General features: G+C 60.9%; 25 protein-coding genes. 6 read left to right on the plus strand and 19 right to left on the minus strand.

What is annotated here, in order from left to right; translation table 11 throughout:
• Positions 1 to 10 precede the first annotated feature (10 nt).
• A complete protein-coding gene (locus ORL50_RS14845) occupies positions 11 to 748 on the minus strand; it encodes a substrate-binding periplasmic protein (RefSeq protein WP_266016169.1) in 738 nt (245 codons plus the stop codon).
• A 142-nt stretch (positions 749 to 890) separates the two neighbouring features.
• Here ORL50_RS14845 and dnaX point away from each other — a divergent pair, with 142 nt between their 5' ends.
• The 5 genes from dnaX to ORL50_RS14870 all read left to right on the plus strand — a co-directional run bounded on the left by dnaX (position 891) and on the right by ORL50_RS14870 (position 6,597).
• Entirely contained in the window at positions 891 to 2,966 is a 2,076-nt protein-coding gene (dnaX, locus tag ORL50_RS14850) for a DNA polymerase III subunit gamma/tau (protein ID WP_266016170.1), read from the plus strand.
• 66 nt (positions 2,967 to 3,032) lie between these two features.
• A complete protein-coding gene (locus ORL50_RS14855) occupies positions 3,033 to 3,371 on the plus strand; it encodes a YbaB/EbfC family nucleoid-associated protein (protein WP_028621409.1) in 339 nt (112 codons plus the stop codon).
• A 196-nt stretch (positions 3,372 to 3,567) separates the two neighbouring features.
• On the plus strand, positions 3,568 to 4,602 hold the full coding sequence (locus ORL50_RS14860) for an NADPH-dependent curcumin/dihydrocurcumin reductase (RefSeq protein WP_266016172.1): 1,035 nt from the start codon (positions 3,568 to 3,570) through the stop codon (positions 4,600 to 4,602).
• 65 nt (positions 4,603 to 4,667) lie between these two features.
• On the plus strand, positions 4,668 to 5,270 hold the full coding sequence (gene recR, locus ORL50_RS14865) for a recombination mediator RecR (RefSeq protein WP_045060282.1): 603 nt from the start codon (positions 4,668 to 4,670) through the stop codon (positions 5,268 to 5,270).
• Between the two features lie 178 nt (positions 5,271 to 5,448).
• Positions 5,449 to 6,597, plus strand: coding sequence for an acyl-CoA dehydrogenase family protein (locus tag ORL50_RS14870; RefSeq protein WP_266016173.1), 1,149 nt, complete (start codon positions 5,449 to 5,451; stop codon positions 6,595 to 6,597).
• 138 nt (positions 6,598 to 6,735) lie between these two features.
• On the opposite strand, the gene ORL50_RS14875 is transcribed toward ORL50_RS14870, so the two are convergent.
• The 16 genes from ORL50_RS14875 to ccoN (ORL50_RS14950) form a co-directional block, all read right to left on the minus strand.
• Positions 6,736 to 7,284, minus strand: a complete 549-nt coding sequence (locus ORL50_RS14875) for an adenine phosphoribosyltransferase (RefSeq protein ID WP_266016174.1) — start codon at positions 7,282 to 7,284, stop codon at positions 6,736 to 6,738.
• A gap of 84 nt (positions 7,285 to 7,368) precedes the next feature.
• Positions 7,369 to 8,103, minus strand: coding sequence for a fumarate/nitrate reduction transcriptional regulator Fnr (gene fnr / locus ORL50_RS14880; RefSeq protein WP_266016175.1), 735 nt, complete (start codon positions 8,101 to 8,103; stop codon positions 7,369 to 7,371).
• 93 nt (positions 8,104 to 8,196) lie between these two features.
• Positions 8,197 to 9,579: an oxygen-independent coproporphyrinogen III oxidase gene (gene hemN / locus ORL50_RS14885; protein WP_266016228.1), complete on the minus strand. Its 1,383-nt coding sequence runs from the start codon at positions 9,577 to 9,579 to the stop codon at positions 8,197 to 8,199.
• Between the two features lie 191 nt (positions 9,580 to 9,770).
• Entirely contained in the window at positions 9,771 to 10,454 is a 684-nt protein-coding gene (locus tag ORL50_RS14890) for a sulfite exporter TauE/SafE family protein (protein WP_266016176.1), read from the minus strand.
• On the minus strand, positions 10,447 to 10,665 hold the full coding sequence (gene ccoS, locus ORL50_RS14895) for a cbb3-type cytochrome oxidase assembly protein CcoS (RefSeq protein WP_266016177.1): 219 nt from the start codon (positions 10,663 to 10,665) through the stop codon (positions 10,447 to 10,449). Before ccoS ends, ORL50_RS14890 begins: the two co-directional genes overlap by 8 nt.
• Positions 10,666 to 10,690: 25 nt before the next feature.
• The gene (locus ORL50_RS14900) at positions 10,691 to 13,141 is read right to left on the minus strand and encodes a heavy metal translocating P-type ATPase (RefSeq protein WP_266016178.1); all 2,451 of its coding nucleotides are present in this window, start codon (positions 13,139 to 13,141) and stop codon (positions 10,691 to 10,693) included.
• A 200-nt stretch (positions 13,142 to 13,341) separates the two neighbouring features.
• Positions 13,342 to 13,881 carry a FixH family protein gene (locus tag ORL50_RS14905; protein ID WP_247293905.1) on the minus strand — a complete coding sequence of 180 codons (540 nt, stop codon included), beginning with the start codon at positions 13,879 to 13,881 and terminating at the stop codon, positions 13,342 to 13,344.
• Between the two features lie 11 nt (positions 13,882 to 13,892).
• On the minus strand, positions 13,893 to 15,308 hold the full coding sequence (gene ccoG / locus ORL50_RS14910; RefSeq protein ID WP_266016179.1) for a cytochrome c oxidase accessory protein CcoG: 1,416 nt from the start codon (positions 15,306 to 15,308) through the stop codon (positions 13,893 to 13,895).
• A 365-nt stretch (positions 15,309 to 15,673) separates the two neighbouring features.
• Positions 15,674 to 16,657, minus strand: coding sequence for a cytochrome-c oxidase, cbb3-type subunit III (gene ccoP, locus ORL50_RS14915; protein WP_266016181.1), 984 nt, complete (start codon positions 16,655 to 16,657; stop codon positions 15,674 to 15,676).
• Entirely contained in the window at positions 16,654 to 16,839 is a 186-nt protein-coding gene (locus tag ORL50_RS14920) for a CcoQ/FixQ family Cbb3-type cytochrome c oxidase assembly chaperone (protein WP_003175465.1), read from the minus strand. The genes ccoP (ORL50_RS14915) and ORL50_RS14920 overlap by 4 nt, the downstream gene beginning before the upstream one ends.
• Before the next feature lie 5 nt (positions 16,840 to 16,844).
• The gene (ccoO, locus tag ORL50_RS14925; protein ID WP_009042961.1) at positions 16,845 to 17,453 is read right to left on the minus strand and encodes a cytochrome-c oxidase, cbb3-type subunit II; all 609 of its coding nucleotides are present in this window, start codon (positions 17,451 to 17,453) and stop codon (positions 16,845 to 16,847) included.
• The gene (ccoN, locus tag ORL50_RS14930; RefSeq protein ID WP_266016201.1) at positions 17,453 to 18,895 is read right to left on the minus strand and encodes a cytochrome-c oxidase, cbb3-type subunit I; all 1,443 of its coding nucleotides are present in this window, start codon (positions 18,893 to 18,895) and stop codon (positions 17,453 to 17,455) included. The genes ccoO (ORL50_RS14925) and ccoN (ORL50_RS14930) overlap by 1 nt, the downstream gene beginning before the upstream one ends.
• Before the next feature lie 483 nt (positions 18,896 to 19,378).
• The gene (gene ccoP / locus ORL50_RS14935; protein ID WP_266016203.1) at positions 19,379 to 20,332 is read right to left on the minus strand and encodes a cytochrome-c oxidase, cbb3-type subunit III; all 954 of its coding nucleotides are present in this window, start codon (positions 20,330 to 20,332) and stop codon (positions 19,379 to 19,381) included.
• Complete coding sequence (locus ORL50_RS14940) at positions 20,329 to 20,529, minus strand: cbb3-type cytochrome oxidase subunit 3 (protein ID WP_266016205.1); 201 nt, start codon at positions 20,527 to 20,529, stop codon at positions 20,329 to 20,331. Before ORL50_RS14940 ends, ccoP (ORL50_RS14935) begins: the two co-directional genes overlap by 4 nt.
• On the minus strand, positions 20,530 to 21,138 hold the full coding sequence (gene ccoO, locus ORL50_RS14945) for a cytochrome-c oxidase, cbb3-type subunit II (protein ID WP_266016207.1): 609 nt from the start codon (positions 21,136 to 21,138) through the stop codon (positions 20,530 to 20,532). It lies immediately after the preceding gene.
• A 10-nt stretch (positions 21,139 to 21,148) separates the two neighbouring features.
• Positions 21,149 to 22,573: a cytochrome-c oxidase, cbb3-type subunit I gene (gene ccoN / locus ORL50_RS14950; protein WP_045057426.1), complete on the minus strand. Its 1,425-nt coding sequence runs from the start codon at positions 22,571 to 22,573 to the stop codon at positions 21,149 to 21,151.
• 85 nt (positions 22,574 to 22,658) lie between these two features.
• Here ccoN (ORL50_RS14950) and ORL50_RS14955 point away from each other — a divergent pair, with 85 nt between their 5' ends.
• Positions 22,659 to 23,336: an alpha/beta family hydrolase gene (locus ORL50_RS14955; protein ID WP_266016210.1), complete on the plus strand. Its 678-nt coding sequence runs from the start codon at positions 22,659 to 22,661 to the stop codon at positions 23,334 to 23,336.
• A gap of 213 nt (positions 23,337 to 23,549) precedes the next feature.
• Here the strand turns inward: ORL50_RS14955 and ORL50_RS14960 are convergent, their stop codons facing one another.
• Complete coding sequence (locus tag ORL50_RS14960) at positions 23,550 to 25,115, minus strand: methyl-accepting chemotaxis protein (protein WP_266016212.1); 1,566 nt, start codon at positions 25,113 to 25,115, stop codon at positions 23,550 to 23,552.
• A 186-nt stretch (positions 25,116 to 25,301) separates the two neighbouring features.
• Positions 25,302 to 25,631: a hypothetical protein gene (locus ORL50_RS14965; RefSeq protein ID WP_266016214.1), complete on the minus strand. Its 330-nt coding sequence runs from the start codon at positions 25,629 to 25,631 to the stop codon at positions 25,302 to 25,304.
• Between the last annotated feature and the right edge of the window lie 672 nt (positions 25,632 to 26,303).

Here is a 26,303-nt window from a genome sequence, read left to right on the forward strand (position 1 = left end):
ACATCGCACCCTACGGCTGACCAATATATAGCCGAATAATGTCATCAACCTCCCCAGACATTTTCATCCGCAACAACGTGCGCAAAATACGTTGCACCGGCACCTTCGGATCATTACGCACATAACACCCCACCCGCTGTTCCTGCAGCACCGCAACACTCTGCAATTGTTGCTCGGGCAGCAGGCGCTGGTTGAACCAGTCCATCGTCCACCGATTGCTCACCGCGTAGCGATAGCGCCCCGCCAGCAGTTTTTCCAGCACCTGTTCCTGATTGCGCGCGTCCTCGCGTTGCAGGTGGTCGGAGTCGAACAGTGGTTGCAAGGTCGGATAGATATATCCGCGTACTGTGCCGATCGACTGGCGCGGCAGGTTCGGCGGTTCCACTGCCGTGATCGGGTCGGGCCGGCTCAGCAGCACATCGGGCTGAGCCCACAGCGGAATGCTCCAGATGTAGTCGCCGGATTGGTTCGGCAGCCACGACTGCGCGGCATAACAGCGCACATCGACCTCGCCATGTTCCATCGCGCTCTGCACCCGCGCCCGGGGCATTACGTGAAACTCCGCCGGCACGCCGACCTGGGTCGCCAGGCTTAACATCACGTCATACAAAATACCCTGGGTCGGGCGACCGCGTTCCAGCTGCACCATCGGCATGGTCCAGCTGTCGGGCACCACGAAGCGCAACGGCGCGTCTGCAGCCGCGCCGCTCAAGCTCACGAACAACAATGCCCCCACGACCCACCGCATAAAAGCTCCGGTACGTCTGAAACCTGAGCCGATCACAGCCCCCTCTATGCATCTTAGCCAGATTAGACGAGGCATCGGATGCAATTTTGGCCTTGCTCCGCTAGCATTAGCCGCTTGTGTTCCTTCGTGGCGACGGTTTTCGATGAGTTATCAGGTTCTTGCACGTAAATGGCGTCCGCGCTCGTTCCGCGAAATGGTCGGCCAGACCCATGTGCTCAAGGCTCTGATCAATGCCTTGGACAGCCAGCGGCTGCACCACGCCTACCTGTTTACCGGTACTCGCGGGGTCGGCAAGACCACCATCGCGCGGATCATTGCCAAGTGCCTGAACTGTGAAACGGGCATTACCTCCACGCCCTGTGGCGAGTGTTCGGTGTGCCGCGAGATCGATGAAGGGCGCTTCGTCGACCTGATCGAGATCGACGCCGCGAGCCGCACCAAAGTCGAGGACACCCGTGAGCTGCTCGACAACGTGCAGTACGCCCCGAGCCGTGGGCGCTTCAAGGTCTACCTGATCGACGAAGTGCACATGCTCTCCAGCCATTCCTTCAATGCGCTGCTCAAAACCCTCGAAGAACCGCCGCCCTACGTCAAGTTCATCCTGGCCACCACCGACCCGCAGAAACTTCCTGCAACCATTCTCTCGCGGTGCCTGCAGTTCTCTCTGAAGAACATGACACCGGAGCGTGTGGTCGAGCATTTGACGCACGTGTTGGGTGTCGAGAACGTGCCGTTCGAAGACGATGCCTTGTGGTTGCTGGGCCGCGCCGCCGACGGTTCGATGCGCGATGCCATGAGCCTCACCGACCAGGCTATTGCCTTCGGTGAAGGCAAGGTCATGGCCGCCGACGTGCGGGCGATGCTCGGCACGCTTGATCATGGCCAGGTCTACGACGTGCTGCATGCCTTGATCGAGGGCGATGCCAAGGCGTTGCTCGAAGGTGTTCGTCACCTGGCGGAGCAGGGCCCGGATTGGAATGGTGTGCTCTCGGAAATTCTCAACGTATTGCACCGCGTTGCCATCGCCCAGGCCTTGCCTGAAGGCGTCGACAATGGTCATGGCGACCGGGATCGGGTACTGGCACTGGCCCAGGCCCTGCCGGCCGAAGACGTGCAGTTTTATTACCAGATGGGCCTGATCGGCCGTCGTGACCTGCCGCTGGCACCGGACCCGCGAGGCGGTTTCGAAATGGTCCTGTTGCGCATGCTCGCGTTCAGGCCGGCCGATACGGCGGACGCCCCGAGGCAGCCGCTAAAGCCAGTGGGGATCAGCCAGGCCACAGTTGATTCCGCAAATTCAGTGGCTGCCGCGCCGGTTGTTGCGCCGGTAGTCGCTACGGCAGTTGCACCCGTGGTTGCGGCACCCGTTGTCGCGCCTGCACCTGAGCCAGTTGCGCCGGTTGTGGTGCCCGAGCCGGTCGTCGAGGCGGTCGCTATCGAGGAAGTGGTCGACCTGCCATGGAACGACCCGGTCGAACCCGAGCCCGAGCCCGATGCCGTACTGCAGCCTGCCGTCGAACCGATGCTGGAAACCGCCGGCGAGCAGCCCGAATTATCGCCAATGCCGCTGCCCACGCCTGACAGCGTGGTGCCGGATGCGCCGGAGTGGGCCGCTGCGCCGATTCCAGAGCCGTCCGTGGCAGAAGTCGATGCCGCCACCCCGGGCACCGACCTCGACGACGAGCCGCCACTGGACGAGGATTACATCGAGCCGGACATCGACTCGGCCTACAGCTACCTCGATGAGCTGGCCAGCGAACACGCGGCCGAGCCTGCGCCGGAACCCGAGCCCGAGCCGGCTGCCATGCCTGCTACGGGCCTGGCCTTGCAATGGCTGGAGCTGTTCCCGAAACTGCCGATTTCCGGCATGACCGGGAGCATCGCCGCCAACTGCACGCTGATTTCCGTTGAAGGCGACCACTGGTTGATGCACCTGGACCCGGCTCACAGCGCCTTGTTCAACGCCACCCAGCAGCGCCGCCTCAACGACGCGTTGAACCAGTACCACGGTCGCACGTTGACCCTGAGCATGGAGCTGATCAAGCCCGAGCAGGAGACCCCGGCCCAGGCCGCGTCCCGGCGCCGGGTCAATCGTCAGCGCGAGGCGGAGGAGTCGATCCACGGTGATCCGTTCATCCAGCAAATGATGCAGCAGTTCGGTGCAGTGATCCGTAACGATACTATTGAACCTGTCGAAGCCCTGGCCAGTCAGGGCTAATAACTGAAGGCGTGCGGCCACAAGTGCCGGGCGCCGTTTTAATCCAAGTACTTTGAGGTGATTCCCATGATGAAAGGTGGCATGGCCGGCCTGATGAAGCAGGCACAGCAGATGCAGGAAAAAATGGCCAAGATGCAGGAAGAACTGGCCAACGCCGAAGTCACCGGTAAAGCCGGCGGCGATATGGTCACCGTGGTAATGACCGGTCGTCACGACGTCAAGCGCGTGAGCATCGACCCAAGCATGGTTGAAGGCCTGAGCGAAGACGATCGCGAGATGCTCGAAGCGGTATTCGCCGCCGCGGTCAACGACGCCGTGCGCAAGATCGAAGCCAACAGCCAGGACAAGATGTCCGGCATGACCGCTGGCATGCAACTGCCGCCGGGTATGAAACTGCCATTCTGATTCGCCAAAGCGTGTTGGATGAGCTACAAAAAATGCCAGGCATCGCGCCTGGCATTTTTGTTTCTGCCTAAGGCCTGTGGGAGCAAGGCTTGCCCGCGATGCAGACGACTCGGTCCCAAACAGAAACATCGAACGCCCCACCGCCAAAAAGGTCTGCTCCCTATACCCCCCATTTAACGATCAAGGAGAAGCTCAAATGCCAGATGCATTGACCCTCAACCAACGTATCGTCCTGGCCTCGCGCCCTGTAGGCGCGCCGACCCCGGAGAATTTTCGTCTGGAGCGGGAGGCATTGCCTGATCTCGCCGACGGTCAGATCCTGCTGCAGACCCTCTACCTGTCGTTGGACCCCTACATGCGCGGGCGCATGAGTGACGCTCCTTCCTACGCCGCTCCGGTAGAAATCGACGAGGTCATGACCGGTGGCGCTGTCAGTCGAGTCGAGCGTTCGCGTAATCCAAAATTCCAGGAAGGCGACCTGGTGGTTGGCGCTACAGGCTGGCAGAGCCACAGCATCAGCGACGGCCGCAACGTCATCCCGGTGCCCTCCGGTCTGGCAAGCCCGTCGATGGCCCTGGGGGTGCTCGGTATGCCGGGCATGACCGCGTACATGGGCTTGATGGACATCGGCCAGCCGCAGTCCGGCGAAACTCTGGTGGTCGCCGCAGCTTCTGGCGCGGTAGGCTCGGTGGTCGGCCAAGTGGCCAAGATCAAGGGGCTGCGGGTGGTTGGTGTGGCGGGCGGCGCAGACAAGTGCCGCTATGTAGTCGAGGAATTGGGGTTTGACGCCTGCATCGACCACAAGAGCCCGAGCTTCGCCGAGGACCTGGCCCTGGCTTGCCCCAAAGGCGTGGACATCTATTATGAAAACGTCGGCGGCAAAGTCTTCGATGCAGTGCTGCCGCTGCTCAACGCTAAGGCACGCATCCCCCTGTGCGGCCTGATCGCCGGCTACAACGCCCATGAAGCGCCAACCGGTCCGGACCGCCTGCCGCAACTGCAGCGCACCCTACTGACCAAGCGTGTGCGTATCCAGGGCTTTATCGTGTTCGATGACTACGGTGATCGCCAGCCGGAATTTATCAGCGCCATGGCGCCGTGGGTGCGCGATGGCAAGGTGAAGTTTCGCGAAGACGTGGTCGATGGCCTGGAGAATGCCCCCGAGGCGTTCATCGGTCTGCTGGAAGGGCGCAACTTCGGCAAACTGGTGGTGCGGGTCGCTCAGGACTGAGCAATTGACGCTAAAGAGAGGCGCGGGTATAAACCGCGTCTCGTTGATTTGTCGGACGTTTCCCCATGAGCTTCAGCCCTTTGATTCGCCAACTGATCGATGCCCTGCGAACCCTGCCGGGTGTTGGCCAGAAAACCGCCCAGCGCATGGCGTTGCAGTTGCTCGAACGTGATCGCAGCGGCGGTTCGCGCCTGGCATCGGCGCTGAGCCAAGCCATGGAAGGCGTCGGTCACTGCCGGTTGTGCCGCACGCTGACCGAAGACGACCTGTGCCCACAATGCGCCGACACCCGCCGCGATGACACCTTGCTGTGCGTGGTGGAGGGGCCGATGGATGTCTACGCGGTGGAGCAGACCGGGTTCCGCGGGCGCTACTTCGTACTCAAGGGCCACCTGTCGCCCCTGGACGGCCTTGGCCCCGAGGCCATCGGCATCCCGCAACTGCTGGCGCGGATCGAAGAGGCCGGCACCTTTACCGAAGTGATCCTGGCCACCAACCCGACGGTGGAAGGCGAGGCGACGGCGCATTACATTGCCCAGCTCCTGAACAACAAAGGCCTGATCGCCTCGCGCATTGCCCATGGCGTGCCGCTGGGTGGCGAGCTGGAGTTGGTGGATGGCGGGACGCTGGCGCATTCGTTCGCGGGACGTAAGCCGATCGCTTTGTAATTTGCATCGATCCTGCAGAGCCGATCGCGAGCAAGCTTTGCTCCCACAGGTCTAGACTCCTGTGGGAGCAAGGCTTGCCCGCGATGCAGGCACCTCGGTCTACCCGATCCAGCACATTTCTGTTGAAAACCAAGCAAGCGCTCGGTTAACTTCGCTGAACCTTCAGTGGAGTTCGCCGATGCCTGCCTTTCAGGAATACTTCGATCCCAGCCACCAATTGGTCCGAGACAGCGTCAGGCGTTTCGTCGAACGCGAGATCCTTCCGGACATCGACCTGTGGGAAGAAGCCGAGAGCTTCCCCCGCGAGCTCTATCGGAAGGCGGGCCAGGCCGGCATCCTCGGCATCGGTTACCCCGAGGCGTTCGGTGGTTCTCACGAAGGTGATCTGTTCGCCAAAGTCGCCGCCAGCGAAGAGCTGATGCGCTGCGGCTCCGGTGGCCTGGTCGCCGGTCTCGGCTCCCTGGACATCGGCCTGCCGCCGATTCTCAAATGGGCCACACCCGAAGTACGCGAGCGCGTCGTACCCCAGGTCCTCAGCGGGGAAAAAATCAGCGCCCTAGCCATCACCGAACCGAGCGGCGGTTCCGATGTGGCCAACCTGCAAACCCGCGCCATACGCGAGGGCGATGTTTATCGGGTCAACGGCAGCAAAACCTTCATCACCAGCGGCGTTCGGGCAGACTTCTACACTGTCGCAGTGCGCACCGGTGAGCCCGGCTTCGGTGGCATCAGCCTGTTGCTGATCGAGAAGGGCACTCCCGGTTTCACTGTCGGCCGCCAATTGAAGAAAATGGGCTGGTGGGCGTCAGACACCGCCGAATTGTTCTTCGACGATTGCCGTGTACCCGTAGGAAATCTGATCGGCGCCGAGAACATGGGCTTCGCCTGCATCATGGGTAATTTCCAGAGCGAGCGCCTGGCGCTGGCGCTGATGGCCAACATGACCGCCCAGCTGGCATTGGAAGAAGCCTTGAAGTGGGCACGTCAGCGTGAGGCATTCGGCAAGCCCATCGGCAAGTTCCAGGTACTCAAGCACCGTCTGGCCGAGATGGCCACTGCGCTGGAAGTGTCTAGGGAATTCACCTACCGCCAAGCGGCGAAAATGGCGGCGGGGCAGAGCGTGATCAAGGAGATTTCCATGGCGAAGAATTTCGCCACTGACACGGCGGATCGCATTACCAGCGATGCGGTGCAGATTCTCGGTGGGCTGGGGTATATGCGTGAGAGCCTGGTGGAGCGGTTGTACCGGGATAACCGAATCCTCTCGATCGGCGGGGGGACTCGGGAGGTGATGAATGAGATTATCAGCAAGCAGATGGGGCTTTGAGATTTTGGGTGTAAGGGCTGACGCCATCGCGAGCAGGCTCACTCCTACAGTAACTCGGCGTCGGACATAAAACGCCTGTCCACTATAGAACCCTGTAGGAGTGAGCCTGCTCGCGATGGCGTCGGAACAGGCAATAAATTACTTATCGGTAAGGGCAAACTGCGTAAGGCAGAAAGTCGGTATGCCCATATCTTCCAACTTCTGCGACCCACCCAGCTCCGGCAAATCAATAATCGCCGCCGCCTCATGCACCCGCGCGGCCATGCGCCGGATCAGGTTCGCCGCCGCAATCAAGGTCCCGCCAGTCGCAATCAAATCATCAAACATCACCACCGAGTCACCCTCACACAGGCTGTCGGCGTGCACTTCGAGGAACGCTTCGCCGTACTCGGTCGCATAACCCTCGGCCAGCACATCCGCCGGCAATTTGCCCTGCTTGCGGAACAGCACCAACGGCTTGTTCAATTGATAGGCCAACACCGAACCAATCAGGAAGCCACGAGCGTCCATCGCACCAATGTGCGTGAAGTCGGCCTCGACATAACGGTGGGCAAAGCTGTCCATCACCAGGCGCAGGGCCGTCGGCGACTGGAACAGAGGCGTGATGTCGCGAAAGATCACGCCCGGCTTTGGAAAGTCGATCACGGGGCGGATCAGGGATTTGATGTCGAAGGAGTCGAAGACCATCGTCGAGGTGTCCTGGCAGGCTGCAAACGTCACAGTATAACGGCGGCTGAACCGTTTCGCTCAACCGCCGTCGCCTGTCAGCGATCAGCCGTCGAGCGAGCCGCCGGCCAGGGCGCACAGCTGAATCGGGTCAAGGATATGGATTTCCTTGCCTTCAGCGGCAATCAGTTCGTTCTGCTGGAAACGCGTGAACACCCGGGACACGGTTTCCACCGCCAGGCCCAGGTAGTTGCCGATTTCGTTGCGCGACATGCTCAGGCGGAACTGGTTGGCCGAGAACCCGCGGGCGCGGAAGCGGGCCGAGAGGTTGACGAGGAACGTGGCGATGCGCTCGTCGGCGGTTTTCTTCGACAACAGCAACATCATCTGCTGGTCGTCGCGAATCTCGCGGCTCATCACGCGCATCAGCTGGCGGCGCAGTTGCGGCAATTGCAGCGCCAGTTCGTCGAGGCGCTCGAAGGGAATCTCGCACACCGAGGTGGTTTCCATGGCTTGCGCGGAAACCGGGTGTTTTTCCGTGTCCATGCCCGACAGGCCGACCAGTTCGCTCGGCAGGTGGAAGCCGGTGAGCTGCTCTTCGCCACCATCGCTGAGGCTGAAAGTCTTCAGGGCGCCGGAGCGTACTGCATAAACGGAATCAAAGGTGTCGCCCTGGCGGAACAGGAACTCGCCTTTTTTCAGCGGGCGGCCACGTTTGACGATCTCGTCCAGCGCATCCATGTCTTCCAAATTCAGCGAAAGTGGAAGGCACAGCGGGGCCAGGCTGCAATCCTTGCAATGGGCCTGGTTATGAGCGCGCAGTTTTACTGGCTCGGACATTTCTTCAATCCTTGTGGGAAAAAACACACATAAGACGTAAGGGTAACCTACCAGAGGACTATCCGGCCAGCACGCGGCGATTTGTCCCAAGCGCTAGATCACCTTGGAATACCGCTCGCGATTTTGTTGTTCGAGGTAGCGGTCGAACACCATACACACCGAGCGCACCAGCAAGCGCCCGGCGGGCAGTACGGTGATGCGCTCGCTATCGAGCTCGATCAGGCCGTCCTTGGCCATGGTTTGCAATTGCGGCCAAAGTTCGGCGAAATAGCCGCGAAAATCGATGTTGAATGCCTGTTCTATCTGTTCGAACTCCAGGTTGAAGCTGCAGATGAGCTGCTGAATTACTGCGCGGCGCACCCGGTCATCGGCGTTGCACAACAAACCGCGATTGGTCGCCAGTTGCGAGGTGGCGAGGGCGTTCTGGTACAGATTCAGGTCGCTGCTGTTCTGGCAGTACAGGTCGCCGATCTGGCTGATGGCAGACACGCCCAGGCCGATCAGATCGCAGTGACCGTGAGTGGTGTAGCCCTGGAAATTACGCTGCAGGGTCGACTCTTCCTGGGCAATCGCCAGCTCATCATCGGGAAGGGCAAAGTGATCCATGCCGATGTAGCGGTAACCGGCGGCGGTCAGTTGTTCGATGGTGCGCTGCAGCATTTCGAGCTTCTGCGCCGGAGTCGGCAGCTCGTTGCTGTTGATCCGCCGCTGCGGCATGAAGCGTTCTGGCAAGTGCGCATAGTTGAATACCGACAGCCGATCCGGTTGCAGCGCGATGACTTCCTCGACAGTGCGGGCAAAGTTGTCCGGTGTCTGTTTGGGCAGGCCGTAGATCAGGTCGATATTGATCGAGCGAAATTGCAGGGTGCGTGCGGCGTCGATCACGGCGCGGGTTTCTTCCAGGCTCTGCAGGCGATTGACTGCTCGCTGCACCGCGGGGTCCAGGTCCTGCAGGCCGATGCTGACCCGATTGAATCCCAGTTCACGCAATAGGCCCATGGTCGACCAGTCGGCTTCGCGAGGGTCGATCTCGATGCCGTAGTCGCCGGAGTCATCGTCGAGCAAATTGAAGTGCTTGCGCAATTGCGCCATGAGTTGGCGCAGTTCGTCGTGGCTGAGAAAAGTCGGGGTGCCGCCTCCAAAGTGCAGCTGCTCGACCTTTTGTGCCGGGTCGAGATGGCAGGCGATCAACTGGATCTCCTGCTCCAGGCGTTGCAGATAAGGCTGAGCGCGCCCGCGATCCTTGGTGATGACCTTGTTGCAGGCGCAGTAGTAACAAATGTTCGCGCAGAACGGCACATGCACATACAGCGACAACGGTCGCAGCGCCTTGCGACTTTCGCGCAGGGCGTGGAACAGGTCGAAGCTGCCGACATGTCCGTCAAATTGCACAGCGGTCGGATAGGAGGTGTAGCGCGGTCCCGCCAGGTCATAACGGCGGATCAGATCGGTGTCCCAACGAATGTCGTCGAGCATCATGCGGGCATTCCCCCGGATAGGCTGGCAGTGTTGGCGAGTCTAGGGGGTGGGGCAATGGGGTATCTTGATTTGCATCAAAGTTCAAGGGAGCAGCCGTCGTAAACCATTCAGCGCGCACACCGTATTCACCGCGATGGCGAGGACTTCGTCCTCGGACGCAGCCTTCGGCAGCTGCTACAGGGATTCATTTAATGGCCCATCAACCAATGCTGATGCGGCCCCGGCAGGGTCCACAGGCCGAACAGCATCACCAGCAACCCTCCAGCCATGCGCACGCTGCGCTTGCGCAGCAACGCCGTCACACGCTCCGCCGCCAGCCCGGTGGCGAGCAGCACTGGCCAGGTACCCAGGCCGAACGCGAGCATCAACAAGGCACTGTCCAGCGCATTGCCCTGGCTCGCCGCCCACAGCAACGTGCTGTAAACCAGGCCACAGGGCAACCAGCCCCACAGCGCGCCCAGCAGCAAGGCGCGGGGCAGGCTTGATACGGGCAGGAGTTTGTTGGCAACCGGCTGGATATGCCGCCACAGGCCGCGACCGAGGCTTTCGATGCGGGTCAGGCCGCTCCACCAGCCGGCCAGGTACAGGCCCATGGCAATCAGCAACAACCCGGCCAGCACCCGCAGGAACATCGCCGCCGGACTGCTGGCCACCGCCCAGCCCGCCAGGCCGATCAACAGGCCTGCGGTTGCATAGCTGAGAATTCGCCCCAGGTTGTACGCCAGCAGCAACCGAAAACGCCGGCTGCGTTGCTCCTTGGGGATCGCCAGGGTCAGGGCGCCCATCAGGCCGCCGCACATGCCCAGGCAATGGCCACCGCCGAGCAGGCCGAGGATCACCGCAGACACCAGCAGGGGTGCCAATTCAAGCATGGGGCGGGGCCTTGTCGTCGGGTTTGTCCGGGTGACCGCTGGCTTCGTCCACTGCCGCCGTATGCTTGGGGTCCTGGTCGTCGAACAGGATGCTATGGGCCGGGCCGTCGAGGTCGTCGTACTGGCCGCTGTCGACCGCCCAGAAGAAAATGTAGATCGCGATGCCGACGATCAGCAGCGCGGCCGGGATCATCACGTATAAGGCTGGCATGGGGTTAACTCCATGCCCGCGCGGCTCAGGCCGGCAGCGGGCGGGTTTCTGGCGTGGCGCTGATGGCGGGCGTGCTCGGCAGGCGAGTCAGGCGCAGGGCGTTCAGCACCACGGTCAACGAACTGATGGACATGCCAACCGCCGCCCACACCGGGGTTATCCAGCCGAGGGCAGCGAACGGCAACATGAGGCCATTGTACAGCCCGGCCCACAATAGATTCTCAATGATCACCCGACGGGTTCGGCGTGCCAGGCTGAAAGCCTGTACCAACGCGTCCAGGCGGTTCGACAGCAGCACGGCATCGGCACTGGTCTTCGCCAGGTCAGTGGCCGAGCCCATGGCGACGCTGATGTCGGCGGCGGCCAGCACGGGCACATCGTTGACCCCGTCGCCGAGCATCAACACCTTGCGACCTTCCCGGTGCAGCTGTTGAAGCACCTGCAGTTTGTCATCCGGGCGCAGGCCGCCCCGGGCTTCGTCGATGCCCAACTCGGCGGCAACGCTGGCAACCATCGGCGAACTGTCGCCGGACAGCAGCAACGTGCGCCAGCCACGGGCTTTGCAGGCCGCCAGCAGCGCTGGCGCATCGGCACGCAAGCGATCGTCGAGGACAAACCACGCCAGCGGGCCGTGACTGTCGCCAAGTAGCAGCCATTGGCCGGCTTCATCGGGCATGAGCGGCACGGCGGCGCCACTCAACTCACAGACAAAACCCGGCTGGCCAATGCGCAGCCGCTGCTCGCCCACCCGGCCTTCCAGCCCCAGGCCCGGCGTACTGTGCACTTCTTCGGCGGCCAGTGGTGCCCGGCCAAATGCCCGGGCAATCGGATGTTCGGAGCGGTTTTCCAGTGCGGCAGCCAGGCCCAGGCACTGGTCACTGTCGAGCAAGCCCAAGGGGCGAATCGACCGCAAGGCCAGGCGCCCCTCGGTAAGCGTGCCGGTTTTGTCGAAAATCACCGTGTCGATCTGGTTCAGGCCTTCCAGCACATGGCCGCGAGTCAGCAGCAGGCCGAGCTTGTGCAAGGTGCCGGTCGCCGCAGTGAGTGCGGTCGGCGTTGCCAGGGACAAGGCGCACGGGCAAGTCGCCACCAGCATCGCCAGCACGATCCAGAACGCCCGCGACGAGTCCAGCTGCCACCACACCAGGCCGATAACGGCGGCGGCGATCAGCGACAGCAGTAAAAACCATTGGGCGGCGCGATCGGCGATTTCCGCCAGGCGCGGTTTTTCCGCCTGGGCACGATCCAGCAGACGGACGATCGCCGACAGGCGCGTGTCCTGGCCCAGCGCCAGCACTTCAACAGTCAGCGCGCCCTCGACGTTCAGCGTCCCCGCCGTCACCGCATCCCCCAGCGTGCGCGGTTGCGGCAGATATTCACCGGTGAGCAGGGACTCGTCGACGCTGGACTGGCCATCGAGAATCCTGCCATCGGCCGGCAGGATCGCGCCGGGATGCACCAGCACCTGATCGCCGACCCGCAACTCACTGAGCAGGATGCGCTCGCTCTGGCCGTCGGCCCCCAGGCGCAGGCACGAGGCGGGCAACAGGTTGACCAGTTGCGCGGTGGCAGCGGCCGTGCGTTCCCGGGCGCGACGCTCCAGGTAGCGTCCGGCCAGCAGGAACAGGGCAAACATGCCCACCGCATCGAAATACAGTTCGCCGACCCCGGTGATCGAAGTCCAGATCCCGGCGATGTAGGCGCTGCCGATGGCCAGCGAGACCGATACGTCCATGGTCAGGTGGCGAGTGCGCAGGTCGCGCATGGCGCCCTTGAAGAACGGCGCACAGCTGTAGAACACGATCGGCGTGGTGAGAAACAGCGCGACCCAGCGCAGGATGGTGTGCAATTCGGGGCTGAGGTCGATGTTGAATTCCGGCCAGGTGGCCATGGTCGCCATCATGGCCTGGAACCACAGCAGGCCCGCGACGCCGAGCTGGCGCAGTGCCAGGCGATTCTCGCTGGCCAGTTGTTCGCTGGCGCGGTCGGCCTGATAGGGGTGGGCGGCGTAACCGATATGGCGCAGTTCGCTCAGTACCTGGCTCAGCGGCAACTGCGCGTCGGCCCAGCGCACATGCAGGCGGTGGTTTGACAGATTGAGGCGGGCCTCGGCGACACCCGGCAGGGTGCGCAGGTGTTTTTCGATCAGCCAGCCACAGGCGGCGCAACTGATGCCTTCCATCAGCAGGGTAGTTTCGGCCAGCTCGCCCTCGTGACGAACGAACGGGGCCTGCACGTCGGCGCGGTCGTAGAGCGCCAGTTCGTCCACCAGTTGCACCGGCAAGGCTTCAGGGTTGGCCGATGCTTCGCTGCGATGCTGGTAATAGCTTTCCAGACCCCCAGCCACAATGGCTTCGGCCACAGCCTGACACCCCGGGCAGCAGAACTCGCGGGGTTGCCCGAGCACGGCGGCGGTGAAGCGGCTGCCGGCCGGGACGGGCAGGGCGCAGTGGTAGCAGGGGGTTGGTGTGGTCATGAGGAAAGTCTAAATCGTCTGGGCCGAACAGATGCCGGTGAAAATGCGGTGAAGCTGTTGAATTTGCTGAACCTGCTGAGCCTGTAGGAGCTGCCGAGTGAAACGAGGCTGCGATCCTTTGATCTTGCTCGAAAAAACAACATCAAAAGATCGCAGCCTCGTTTCACTCGGCAGCTCCTACAAGGCGCCTGCGCAGGGTTTTACTTCTTCAGGTCTTCCGCGCCCTGCAACGGCTCATCGCCCAGCAGCAGGTCCTTGTCATGGCTCACCTGTTCTTCTTCGAACATGCGCCAGGTCTTGTCGTTCTCCACGCCCAACAGCTCGACAAACCGGCGCCCTTCAACCTTGTCGTTGACCTGGCCAATGTAGCGGCCGGCTTCGGTGTCGCTATGGGTCAGGACAATCTTGCGATCCTTTTCCGGCTGGGTCGGCGAGATCAGGTTCAGTTCCAGGGTTTTCGGCTGGCTGTCCCCGGTCAGGTGCAAGTCGACTTCGCCGGTCATGCCGTCCAGGTGCACACTGGCGCGCAATTTCAGGGTCTGCGCCAGCAGTTCACGGTCGAGCGAACGGTTGATGCCCTTGCCGGCCTCGTAATAGTTGTCGTTGACCAGGTTGTCCGGGTTGTTGACCGCAATGGTCACCATCGACAGGGTCAGGGTGACCGAGCAGGCCAGGATGGCGATGATGATCCACGGCCAGAGGTGCTTGTACCAGGGGCTCGTCGTGTTTGCTGCAGGCATATTCACTTCTCTCAACGAATTTGTGGGCCGATGAATCGGCTCTTGGCTTCAACGTGGACGCTGTCGTCATCGGCATCCTTGAGGATGAATTTCACCTCGTTGGTGCTCGATGGCAGTTGCTCCGGCGCGCTGGACAGCTCCACCGGCTGGCTGAATATTTCCCCGGCGGCGACCTTGATCTCGCGCTTGCCTTGCAGCCTGAGGTCCGGCAGGCCGGTGGCTTCGAGCACGTAGGTGTGGTCGCGCTGGTCCTTGTTCATGATCTTCAGGCTGTAGACGTTCTCGATCCGGCCTTCGGCGTTTTCGCGGTACAGCACGCGGTCCTTGCTGACGTCGAAACCCACCAGCGAGCGCATGAAAAAGGCCGTCATCAGCAGGCCGATCATCGCCAGCAGCACCACGGCATAGCCGATCAGGCGCGGGCGCAGCTTGTGGGTTTTCTGGCCGGACAGGTTGTGCTCGGTGGTGTAGCTGATCAGGCCGCGCGGGTAGTCCATCTTGTCCATGATGCTGTCGCAGGCATCGATGCAGGCCGCGCAGCCGATGCATTCGATCTGCAGGCCGTCGCGGATGTCGATACCGGTAGGGCACACCTGGACGCACATGGTGCAGTCAATGCAATCGCCCAGGCCCTGGGCCTTGTAGTCGATGCCTTTCTTGCGCGGGCCACGGCTCTCACCCCGGCGCGGGTCGTAGGAGACGATCAAGGTGTCCTTGTCGAACATCACGCTCTGGAAGCGCGCATAGGGGCACATGTAGATGCACACCTGCTCGCGCAACCAGCCAGCATTGCCGTAGGTAGCCAGGGTGAAAAAACCAACCCAGAAATACGACCAGCCATCGGCCTGGCCGGTGAAGAAGTCGATGGTCAGCTCGCGGATCGGTGAGAAGTACCCGACAAAGGTCATGCCGGTGATGAAGCCGATCAACAGCCACATCGAGTGCTTGCTGAATTTGCGCAGGAACTTGTTGGCGCTCATCGGCGCCTTGTCCAGCTTGATGCGCTGGTTACGGTCGCCTTCGGTGACCTTCTCGCACCACATGAAAATCCAGGTCCACACGCTCTGCGGGCAGGTATAACCGCACCAGACTCGCCCGGCGTACACGGTGATGAAGAACAGGCCGAAGGCGCTGACAATCAGGATCCCGGACAGCAGGATGAAATCCTGGGGCCAGAAGGTGGCGCCGAAGATAAAGAATTTGCGCTCCGGCAGATTCCACCAGACTGCCTGGTGCCCGCCCCAGTTAAGCCATACCGTGCCGAAATACAGCAGGAACAGCAGCGCACCGCCCATCATCCGCAGGTTGCGGAACAGGCCGGTGAAAGCGCGGGTGTAGATCTTTTCTCGAGAGGCGTAGAGGTCGACGCTGTTATTCGCGTTCTTGGTGGGTGGCGTGACGTCGTGTACCGGTATCTGGTTGCTCATCATTGCATCCCACGGCAGTGGAAAAATGCCCCGGTCAGTACATGCCGACCGCGGTCAAAAAGGCTGTTGCAGTGGCGCAATGATACGCCTGTCGCTCTAGTCCGAGGGTGCGACCTTTGGTCACGTTGGGAGAATTTAACTGATGGTGTAATGACTTGAATCAATTGACTTGTGAATTATGGACCAGATTTCGGGTTGGGCCTCAAACCTGTAGGAGCCTGCTTGCTGGCGATGGCGGCTCAGAGATCGCCATCGCCAGCAAGCAGGCTCCTACAGGGTGTGTGTGGACCATGGAAATAACAATTCCATAAACAAAACGGCCCCGCCAATTCACATTGGCGGGGCCGTTTTTATTGCATCAAACGTTACTGGGCATCTTCCGCCGGCGCTTTCTCGCCGTGAGACAAGCTGTAGACGTAAGCGGCCAGCAGGTGGACCTTGTCGTTGCCTTGCAGCTGTTCCTGGGCAGGCATCTGGCCCTGACGGCCGTAACGGATGGTCTGCTGCAGTTGCGCGAAGCTCGAGCCGTAGATGAACGCGCCCGGGTGGGTCAGGTCAGGTGCACCCATTGCCGGGGTACCTTTACCGGCCGGCCCGTGGCACGCCACGCAGTTGGCGGCGAACAGCTTGCCACCGGCAGCCGGGTCAGCCTTGGTGCCTTCCGGCAGCTTGCGGCCATCGAGGTTGGTCAGGACAAATGCAGCCACGTCCGCCACGCCTTGCTCGCCGATCACTTCAGCCCACGCCGGCATCACCGCGTGGCGACCGCCCATGATGGTGGTCTTGATGGTTTCGGCCTCGCCGCCCCAGCGCCAGTCGGCGTCGGTCAGGTTAGGGAAGCCGTAGGCGCCCTTGGCGTCGGAACCGTGGCACACCGAGCAGTTGGAGGCGAACAGGCGGCCACCCATTTTCAGTGCTTGCGGATCCTTGGCGACTTCTTCGATTGGCATGGAAGCGAACTTGGCGAAGATCGGGCCGAACCGCGCGTCCGACTTGGCCATTTCCTTTTCCCACTCGTGCACGCCGGTCCAGCCGGTCTGGCCGTTGGCGAACTCGGTCTGCTTCTCGTTATCCAGGTAGTTGTAGCCCGGCAGCAGGCCTTTCCAGTTGCCCAGGCCCGGGTAGAGCACCAGGTAACCGAGGGCGAAGATGATGGTGCCCACGAACAGCATGAACCACCATTTCGGCAGCGGGTTGTCGTACTCCTCGATCCCGTCGAAGGAGTGCCCAACCGTTTCTTCCGTCTGCTCGGCGCGCTGGCCCTTGCGGGTGGACAGCAGCAGCCAGGTCAGGGCGAAGATGGTGCCCAGACTGAGGACTGTGACGTACACACTCCAGAACATAGTCATTCTTTGTTACTCCTAGAAGCTTGCTCGACGTGCTTGATGGCTTCGGGATCATCCGCGAAAGGCAGCAAGGTAGCGTCTTCAAACTCCGACTTGCGCTTGGGGCTGAACACCCACAACGCCAGACCGATGAAGGCCACCATCACGACAACGGTGCCCAGGCCACGAATCATCCCGATATCCATCTAAATCACCGTTTGCTTTTGATGATGGTGCCCAGGCCTTGCAGATAGGCCACCAGCGCGTCCATTTCGGTTTTGCCCTTCACAGCATCCTTGGCACCGGCGATGTCTTCGTCGGTGTAAGGGACGCCGAGCGTGCGCAAGACTTCCATTTTCTTGGCGGTGTCTTTGCCGTCGAGCTTGTTTTCCACGAGGAACGGGTAGGCCGGCATTTTCGACTCAGGCACTACGTTGCGCGGGTTGTACAAATGCGCACGCTGCCAGTCATCGGAGTAACGACCGCCGACACGGGCCAGGTCCGGACCGGTACGCTTGGAACCCCACAGGAACGGGTGGTCCCAGACGCTTTCACCGGCGACCGAATAGTGGCCGTAGCGTTCGGTTTCAGCACGGAACGGGCGGATCATCTGCGAGTGGCAGCCGACACAACCGTTGGCGATGTACACGTCGCGTCCTTCCAGTTCAAGAGCGGTGCGCGGCTTCATGCCTTCGACCGGCTTGTTGGTGACGTCCTGGAAAAACAGCGGAACGATTTGCGTCAGGCCGCCGATGCTGACGGCGATAACCATGAAGAAGGCCAGCAGGCCAATATTCTTCTCGACTGCTTCATGCTTCATCAGTGAGCTCCAACTACAGCAATCTGTTCAGCAGCTTCGGCTTCAGCCGGGTTCGAGGCACGTACGGTACGCCATACGTTGTAGGCCATGAACAGCATGCCGCTGGCGAAGAACGCACCGCCCAGGGCGCGAACGATGAAGCCTGGGTGGCTGGCTTGCAGCGCTTCGACGAACGAATAGGTGAGGGTGCCGTCGTCGTTGATTGCACGCCACATCAGGCCCTGGGTGATGCCGTTGACCCACATCGAAGCGATGTACAGAACGGTACCGATAGTCGCGAGCCAGAAGTGTGCGTTGATCAGGCCGATGCTGTGCATCTGCGCACGACCGAACAATTTCGGGATCATGTGGTAGATCGCGCCGATCGAGATCATCGCCACCCAGCCCAAGGCACCGGCGTGTACGTGGCCGATGGTCCAGTCGGTGTAGTGCGACAGCGAGTTCACAGTCTTGATGGCCATCATCGGGCCTTCAAAGGTCGACATGCCGTAGAACGCCAGCGACACAACCAGGAAGCGCAGGATCGGGTCGGTGCGCAGCTTATGCCAGGCGCCCGACAGGGTCATCATGCCGTTGATCATGCCGCCCCAGCTCGGAGCCAGCAGGATGATCGACATCGCCATGCCCAGGGACTGAGCCCAGTCCGGCAGTGCGGTGTAGTGCAGGTGGTGCGGACCGGCCCAGATGTACAGGGTGATCAGCGCCCAGAAGTGCACGATCGACAGGCGATAGGAGTAGATCGGACGTTCGGCCTGTTTCGGCACGAAGTAGTACATCATCCCCAGGAAGCCGGTGGTCAGGAAGAAGCCCACCGCGTTGTGCCCGTACCACCACTGGATCATCGCATCCGTCGCGCCCGAGTAGGCCGAGTAGGACTTGAAGAAACTGACCGGCAGGGAAGCGTGGTTGACGATGTGCAGCATCGCCGTCACGACGATGAAGGCACCGTAGAACCAGTTGCCCACATAGATGTGCTTGGTCTTGCGCTTGGTGATGGTGCCGAAGAACACCAGACCGTAGGTGACCCAGACGATGGCCAGCAGAATAGCCAGGGGCCATTCCAGCTCAGCGTATTCCTTGGTGGTGGTGTAACCCAGCGGCAAGGTAACGATGGCGCCGACGATCACCGCTTGCCAACCCCAGAAGGTGAAGGCCGCGAGACTGTCGGAAATCAGTCGCGTTTGGCAGGTTCGCTGCACGACGTAATAAGAAGTGGCAAACAGTGCACATCCACCGAAGGCGAAAATCACCAGGTTTGTGTGCAACGGGCGCAGGCGTCCAAAGCTCGTCCATGGCAGACCGAAGTTCAATTCCGGCCATACCAGTTGCGAGGCGATGAAGACACCAAGCCCCATGCCAAGGATCCCCCAGACCACCGTCATGATGGCGAACTGGCGGACTACCTTATAGTTATAAGCAGTCGGACTGATTGCTGTGCTCATTCTAAGGTTCCACGGTTTGGGTGTTTTATTAGGAGTAAAAATCGGCCGCAAGTATGTAGAAAGCGGGGGGTCATTGCAACGCGCCATGACCTGGGTCAATGCTTTCAAAAGCTGATTCTGCGGCCTTTCCATGCACCGCGTAAGGACAAAATTGCCCACGGACAAAATGTCGCAGCAGACGAAAAAGGCGAGGGGGTCAGGTCAGATGTAACGGGGTGTGTTCAAACACAACGATCAGGTGACAGGAGGCGATTTGCGCGATAGCCGGTATCTACCAGCCTTTGCGGCCTGTCATCGAGCAAATTCGTCGAACGCATCGCGTCGGGGGTCGACCTGGAACCGGCTCATGCCAGTCCGCATCGGGGAAGCTTAGACCCGAATTCGGGGAACCGAAAGGCGTACTTTAGAGGGGTGCGACACTTGGTCGCAAAGAAGCAGGGAACTGCCGCATCCGAGCGAATGCGGCAGTAGAGCGGTCGAGAGTTATTCGCGTTTGCCTTCAGCCTGCAAACGTTCGGTATTCAATCCCTGGGACAGGCTGTACACATAAGCCGCCAGCAGTTGCACCTTATCGTTGCCCAGCAGCTCGTTCTGCGCCGGCATATGCCCGGAGCGGCCATGGCGAATCGTCTGCTCGAGTTGCGTCAGGCTGGTGCCGTAGATAAAGCCGGCCGGGTGCGTCAGGTTCGGCGCGCCCATGGCCTCGGTGCCCTGGCCATTCGCCCCGTGACAGGCCACGCAGGTGGTGCTGAATGCGTGCTGGCCGGCTTGCAGGTCGGCCTTGGTATCGGCAGGCAACGGCAGCCCGGCCAGGTCGTGGCGCACATAGGCGGCAACGTTTTTCACCCCGGCTTCCCCGAGCATTTCGCCCCACGCCGGCATCGCCGCCATGCGACCGCCCATGATGGTGGTCTTGATCATCTCGGCATCGCCGCCCCAGCGCCAGTCGCTGTCGGCCAGGTTAGGGAAACCGAACGCGCCCTTGGCATCCGAGCCGTGGCACACCGAGCAATTGGAAGCAAACAGGCGGCCGCCCATCTTCAGTGCTTGTGGATCCTTGGCCACTTCTTCCACGGGCATCGATGCAAATTTGGCGTAGATCGGCCCAAACTTCGCGTCCGCCTTGTTCATCTCCTTTTCCCACTCGTGCACCCCGGTCCAGCCATCTTCATAGCCGGGCAGGATGCCTTTCCAGTTGCCCAGGCCCGGGTACAGCACCAGATAACCGACGGCAAACACCAGCGTCCCGGCGAACAGCATGAACCACCACTGCGGCAACGGGTTGTCGTACTCCTCGATGCCGTCGAAGCTGTGGCCCATGGTCTGGTCGACGCTGCCCTTGGTCTCGCCCTTGCGGGTGCCGATCAGCAGCCAGGTCAGGCCGATCAGGCTGCCGATGGTCAGTACGCAGATCCACGTACTCCAGAAAGTGGTCATGACCGGGTACTCCTTGTTGTTGCAGGTTCTGGGGTGCTGTCAGGTTGCGGCTCATCGGCGAACGGCAGCAGGCGCGCCTCGGCGAATTCCGAATTGCGCTTGTTGTTGAACACCCACAGCGTCAGGCCGACGAAGGCCACGAACACCACGACCGTGCCCAGGCCGCGGATCATTCCTGTGCTCATCTCAAACATCACTCACCTCTTGCTCTTGATGGCAGTGCCGAGCACTTGCAGGTAAGAAACCAGGGCGTCCATTTCGGTCTTGCCCTTGAGGCTGGCGACCGCGCCGCTGATGTCGTCGTCGGTGTACGGCACGCCGAGGGTGCGCATGGTGCGGATCTTGGTTTCGGTATGGCTGCTGTCGACCGCCTGCGTGACCAGCCAGGGGTAGGCCGGCATCTTCGACTCCGGCACCACGTTGCGCGGGTTGTACAGGTGCGCGCGGTGCCAGTCGTCCGAGTAGCGGGCGCCGACCCGGGCCAGGTCCGGACCGGTGCGCTTGGAACCCCACAGGAAGGGATGATCCCAGACGCTTTCGCCAGCCACCGAGTAGTGGCCGTAACGTTCGGTTTCCGCGCGAAACGGGCGGATCATCTGCGAATGGCAGCCCACGCAGCCTTCACGAATATAAATGTCACGCCCTTCCAGCTGCAGCGCGGTATAGGGCTTCATGCCTTCCACCGGCTTGTTCGTCACGTCCTGGAAGAACAGCGGGACGATCTGGGTCAGGCCACCGATACTCACGGCCAGCACCATCAACAGCATCAGCAGGCCGACGTTTTTCTCGATTGTTTCGTGTTTCATCGCGGACTCCTCAGGCGATCTGCGCGGCAGTGGCGACGTCGGCAGGCTGCGAGGCCCGTACGGTGCGCCACGTGTTGTAAGCCATCAGGAACATGCCGCTCAGGAAAATCGCACCGCCCACCAGGCGCACGACGAAGCCGGGATGGCTGGCCACCAGGGTTTCGACGAAGGAGTAGGTCAGCGTGCCGTCTTCGTTGATCGCACGCCACATCAGGCCCTGGGCGATGCCGTTGACCCACATCGAGGCGATGTACAGCACGGTGCCTATGGTCGCGAGCCAGAAGTGCGCGTTGATCAGGCCGATGCTGTGCATCTGCGCCCGGCCGAAGATTTTCGGGATCATGTGGTACAGCGCGCCGATGGAAATCATCGCGACCCAGCCGAGTGCACCGGCGTGTACGTGGCCAATGGTCCAGTCGGTGTAGTGGGAGAGGGCGTTGACAGTTTTGATCGCCATCATCGGCCCTTCGAAGGTCGACATGCCGTAGAAGGCCAGCGAGACCACCAGGAAGCGCAGGATCGGATCGCTGCGCAACTTATGCCAGGCACCCGAGAGCGTCATCATCCCGTTGATCATCCCGCCCCAGCTAGGTGCCAGCAGGATCAGCGACATCACCATGCCCAGCGACTGCGCCCAGTCCGGCAGCGCGGTGTAGTGCAAGTGGTGCGGACCGGCCCAGATGTACAGGGTGATCAGCGCCCAGAAGTGCACGATCGACAGGCGATACGAATACACCGGCCGCTCGGCCTGCTTGGGCACGAAGTAATACATCATCCCGAGGAAGCCGGCGGTGAGGAAAAAGCCCACGGCGTTGTGGCCGTACCACCACTGCACCATCGCATCGGTCGCACCGGCGTACACCGAGTAGGACTTGGTGAAGCTCACCGGCAGCTCAAGGTTATTGACGATATGCAGAATCGCCACGGTGATGATGAACGCACCGAAGAACCAGTTGCCGACGTAGATGTGCTTGGTCTTGCGCTGCATGATCGTGCCAAAGAACACCACCGCGTAGGCGACCCAGACAATGGTGATCAAGATGTCGATCGGCCATTCCAGCTCGGCGTATTCCTTGGAACTGGTGTAGCCCAGTGGCAGGCTGATCGCCGCCAGCAGGATCACCACCTGCCAGCCCCAGAAACAGAACGCGGCAATTTTTGGCGCAAACAATTGCGTTTGGCAGGTGCGTTGCACCGAATAAAACGAACTGGCGAACAGGGCGCAACCGCCGAAGGCGAAGATCACCGCGTTGGTGTGCAAGGGGCGCAGGCGCCCGAAGCTGGTCCACGGCAAATCGAAGTTAAGCTCGGGCCAGACCAATTGGGCCGCGAGAAAAACCCCGAGCCCCATGCCGACGATGCCCCACACCACCGTCATAATGGCGAATTGGCGGACCACCTTGTAGTTGTAGGCGGTACTGATAGAAGTGTTCATGGTTCCCCATCCACGGTTCAGCCGAAGTGAGCGCCAGCGGCGCACCTTCGCCTGGAGTTATAGGCAGACTAAAAGCGAGGCAAGCATGGACAAAGAGCACAAGGCCAGTATTGACGGGGATCAATGGGCGCGGTGTGTGCGGGATCATGGATGGTTGTGGAATGCGGCGGTGGCGCCGGCCTCGGCAACGCTGATCCTCGCCCATGGTGCTGGCGCGCCGATGGACAGCGCGTGGATGACCGACATGGCTGCACGCCTTGCTGCCGCTGGGGTCAACGTGTTGCGCTTCGAGTTTCCCTACATGGCGCAGAGGCGAGTTGACGGGGGCAAACGCCCACCCAATCCGGCCCCCAAACTGCTGGAATGCTGGCGCGAGGTGTATGCCCTGGTGCGACGCCATGTCACTGGCCCGCTGGCCATCGGCGGCAAGTCCATGGGCGGGCGCATGGCGAGTTTGCTGGCGGATGAATTGGGCGCGGATGCGTTGGTGTGCCTGGGGTATCCGTTTTATGCGGTGGGTAAGCCGGAGAAGCCGCGAGTTGAGCATCTGGCTGGGTTGAAGACGCGGGCGTTAATCATCCAGGGCGAGCGGGATGCACTGGGGAATCGCGCGGCAGTTGAAGGGTATAAGTTGGCGCCGAACATCGAGGTGTTCTGGCTAGTGGCAGGGGATCATGATTTGAAGCCGTTGAAGGCCTCCGGGTTTAACCATGATCAGCATTTGCAAGCTGCGGCGGGCAGGGTGGCGGCATTTCTTCAGTGAGCTTCACAGTGCCTGTCCGGGCTTTGTGCATCACCACAATCCACGGTAGGAGTGAGCCTGCTCGCGATAGCGGTCTACCAGACACCCTAACTGCCAAAGTGCACAGTGCACTCTCAGCGATGAGCACTGTGGGAGCAAAGCTTGCTCGCGATAGCAATTACGATGACGGCATCGCGGGCAAGCCTTGCTCCCACAAGCCCGCTGCCGTGAACCCTACCGATTAAACCGCTCAACCAACGAATACTGCGTACTCGCCGTCTTGGTCAGCTCTTCACTCAACAACGCCGAATGCTGCGCCTGCTCCGAAGTCTGATCCGCCAGCTGCGAAATATTACTGATATTGCGGCTGATCTCCTCAGCCACAGCACTCTGCTCCTCAGTCGCCGCGGCAATCTGCGTGGTCATGTCGGTAATATTCGCCACCGCCTCGCTGATCCCCACCAGCGCCTGATCCGCCTCCAGCACCCGCGCCACACCTTCCTCAGCCTGACGATGCCCGGCCTCCATGGTCTGCACCGCAGTACTGGCCGTCTGCTGCAACTTCGCAATCAGCGCATGAATCTGCCCGGTAGACTCGCTGGTACGCTGCGCCAGCTGCCGCACTTCATCCGCCACCACCGCAAACCCGCGACCCATCTCACCGGCACGCGCCGCTTCGATCGCAGCGTTCAATGCCAGCAAGTTGGTCTGGTCAGCGATGCCCTTGATCACATCCACCACACCACCAATCTCATCACTGTCCTTGGCCAGCTGAGTCACCGTCATCCCGGTTTCCCCAACCACCACCGACAGCCGCTGAATCGCATCACGGGTCTCCCCGGCAATCGTGCGACCACGACCTGTCAGGCGATTGGCTTCCTGGGTGGCATCCGCCGTGCGCTGCACGTGGCTCGCCACCTCCTGGGTAGTCGCCGCCATCTGATTCACCGCCGTCGCAACCTGCTCGGTCTCAACCCGCTGACGCTCAAGCCCAGTGGAACTGTTGTGCGCCAGGGTGTCGGACTGCCTGGCCTGATCGGTCAGATGCTCGGCAGTGTCCTGCAGGCGGGTCAAGCACGTCTTCAGACGCGCTTCCTGACTCAAAATCGACATCTCCAACCGCGCCTGAGCGCCACGGCTGTCGGTGTACATCTGCGCAATCAGCGGATCGGACGTAGTCTGCTCAGCCAGACGCAGCAAACGCTTCAACCCACGCTGCTGCCAGCTCAACCCCATCAAGCCCAGCGGCACCGAAAGCCCGGCAGCCAGGGCAAACCCCCAATGGGAATTCAGCGTAGCGCCGATCATGAAGCTCAACTGGCTCACCAGAATAAACGGCACCCAATCCTGCACCACCGGCAACCACTTATCGCTGGCCGGAATCGCCGACTTGCCCTGATTGATCCGCTGATACAGCGCCTCGGCCCGACGGATCTGCTCGGCAGTCGGCTTGACCCGTACCGACTCAAAACCGACCACCTGATTGCCTTCGAACACCGGCGTCACATAGGCGTTAACCCAATAGTGATCACCGCTCTTGCAGCGATTCTTGACGATGCCCATCCAAGGCTGGCCCTGCTTGAGCGTGCCCCACATATGCCCAAACACCGCCGATGGAACATCCGGATGACGCACCAGATTGTGCGGCGCACGAATCAGCTCCTCGCGAGAAAACCCGCTGATCTCGACGAAGGCGTCGTTACAGTAAGTAATCACGCCCTTGGCATCGGTCGTGGAAATCAAGCGCTGCTGGGCCGGGAAGGTCCGTTCGCGTTGAGTGATGGGCTGGTTGTTACGCATGGCTTATTCAATCCGTGAGGCTTTCACAGGGTTTCGGCGGCGGAGGAAAAACATTGAGCTTTATTTCACCCCAGCCAACACAGAACCCATGTAGCAGCTGGCGAAGCCTGCGTCCGACTGCGCAGCAGTCGCAAACCTGAGCACGCGATCCACCTGGCAAGACGCGAAACCCATTACACCCCGCGCCTAACCCCCCATCGCCGAACCCGGCCGCAACCGCCGCCGAACCACATCCAACACATCACACCCATCCCGCAACGGAATGGCACACAGCAATGCAAAATCACTAAGGATAAAAGACTGACACTCAATCGCCCCGCGCATGGATAGGTTCTCCAGCACCTGGGTAACTGCGTGGATCCGGTAGTTTGCTGCATCAACCAGGACGTCGAGCGGAGCCTGGGCATCGATGAAAAGGGTGGGCATGTCATTGCAGTTACTGGTGAGTGCCTTGAAGCGGCTTTCGGGGTAGGGGGTTGGTTTTGAGTAGGGTGGATCGGGAGTGAGTGCTGGCATTTGATTAAAGTCCATAAGCGTAAATGTGGACTACCAACAGCCTTCCTACAGGCTAGGGTGGCAGCCGTGCGCGGGAGTAGGAAACCGAGTGCTCATGAACCTCAGCCACGCCGAAGCGTGTCCCGCGCACAGCTACCGCAAACGATGTAACGGACACATGGTAAGTGCCGTAATCAGTTCACAGTGTTGTTACGCGATGAGCAATCAAGGGTTCCTACTCCCAGCCACTGCCTTCGCAGCGACATCGAAAGACTACCCATGCAACCCATCGCGCACCAGTTCATGCAAGCCGCCAAAACTTGAAGGAAATCTCCGAAGACAGCGTCTCGAAACTCGCCCATTTGTAGGACTAAATTCGCAAACTGACCCTCTCCGCCCTGCAAAAACGGCGCGGGAGACTGTGCTGTATATCGAATCGAAAAGAAGTAGGAAGAGGAGATATGACGCGTAGGAAAAGTCCCGTTGATTAAATGAAGAAGTTTCCTACGAAATCATGAGAAACGTCCTATTCCCTCGAAGATGTGCCTTCGCCAAAGCTTCCAAACCCTAGGAAAAGGGCGAAAGCGAAGCCCTTCCTGATCGTCCCATTCAGACCAGGAAGGCCTGACCATGAACCTGTTCACCTTCGATCACACCCTCTACACCTTGGCCGTCGACGGTGTAGACACCCAT

This window comes from Pseudomonas sp. RIT-562 (assembly GCF_026241895.1).
Taxonomy (GTDB): Bacteria; Pseudomonadota; Gammaproteobacteria; order Pseudomonadales; family Pseudomonadaceae; genus Aquipseudomonas; species Aquipseudomonas mandelii_F.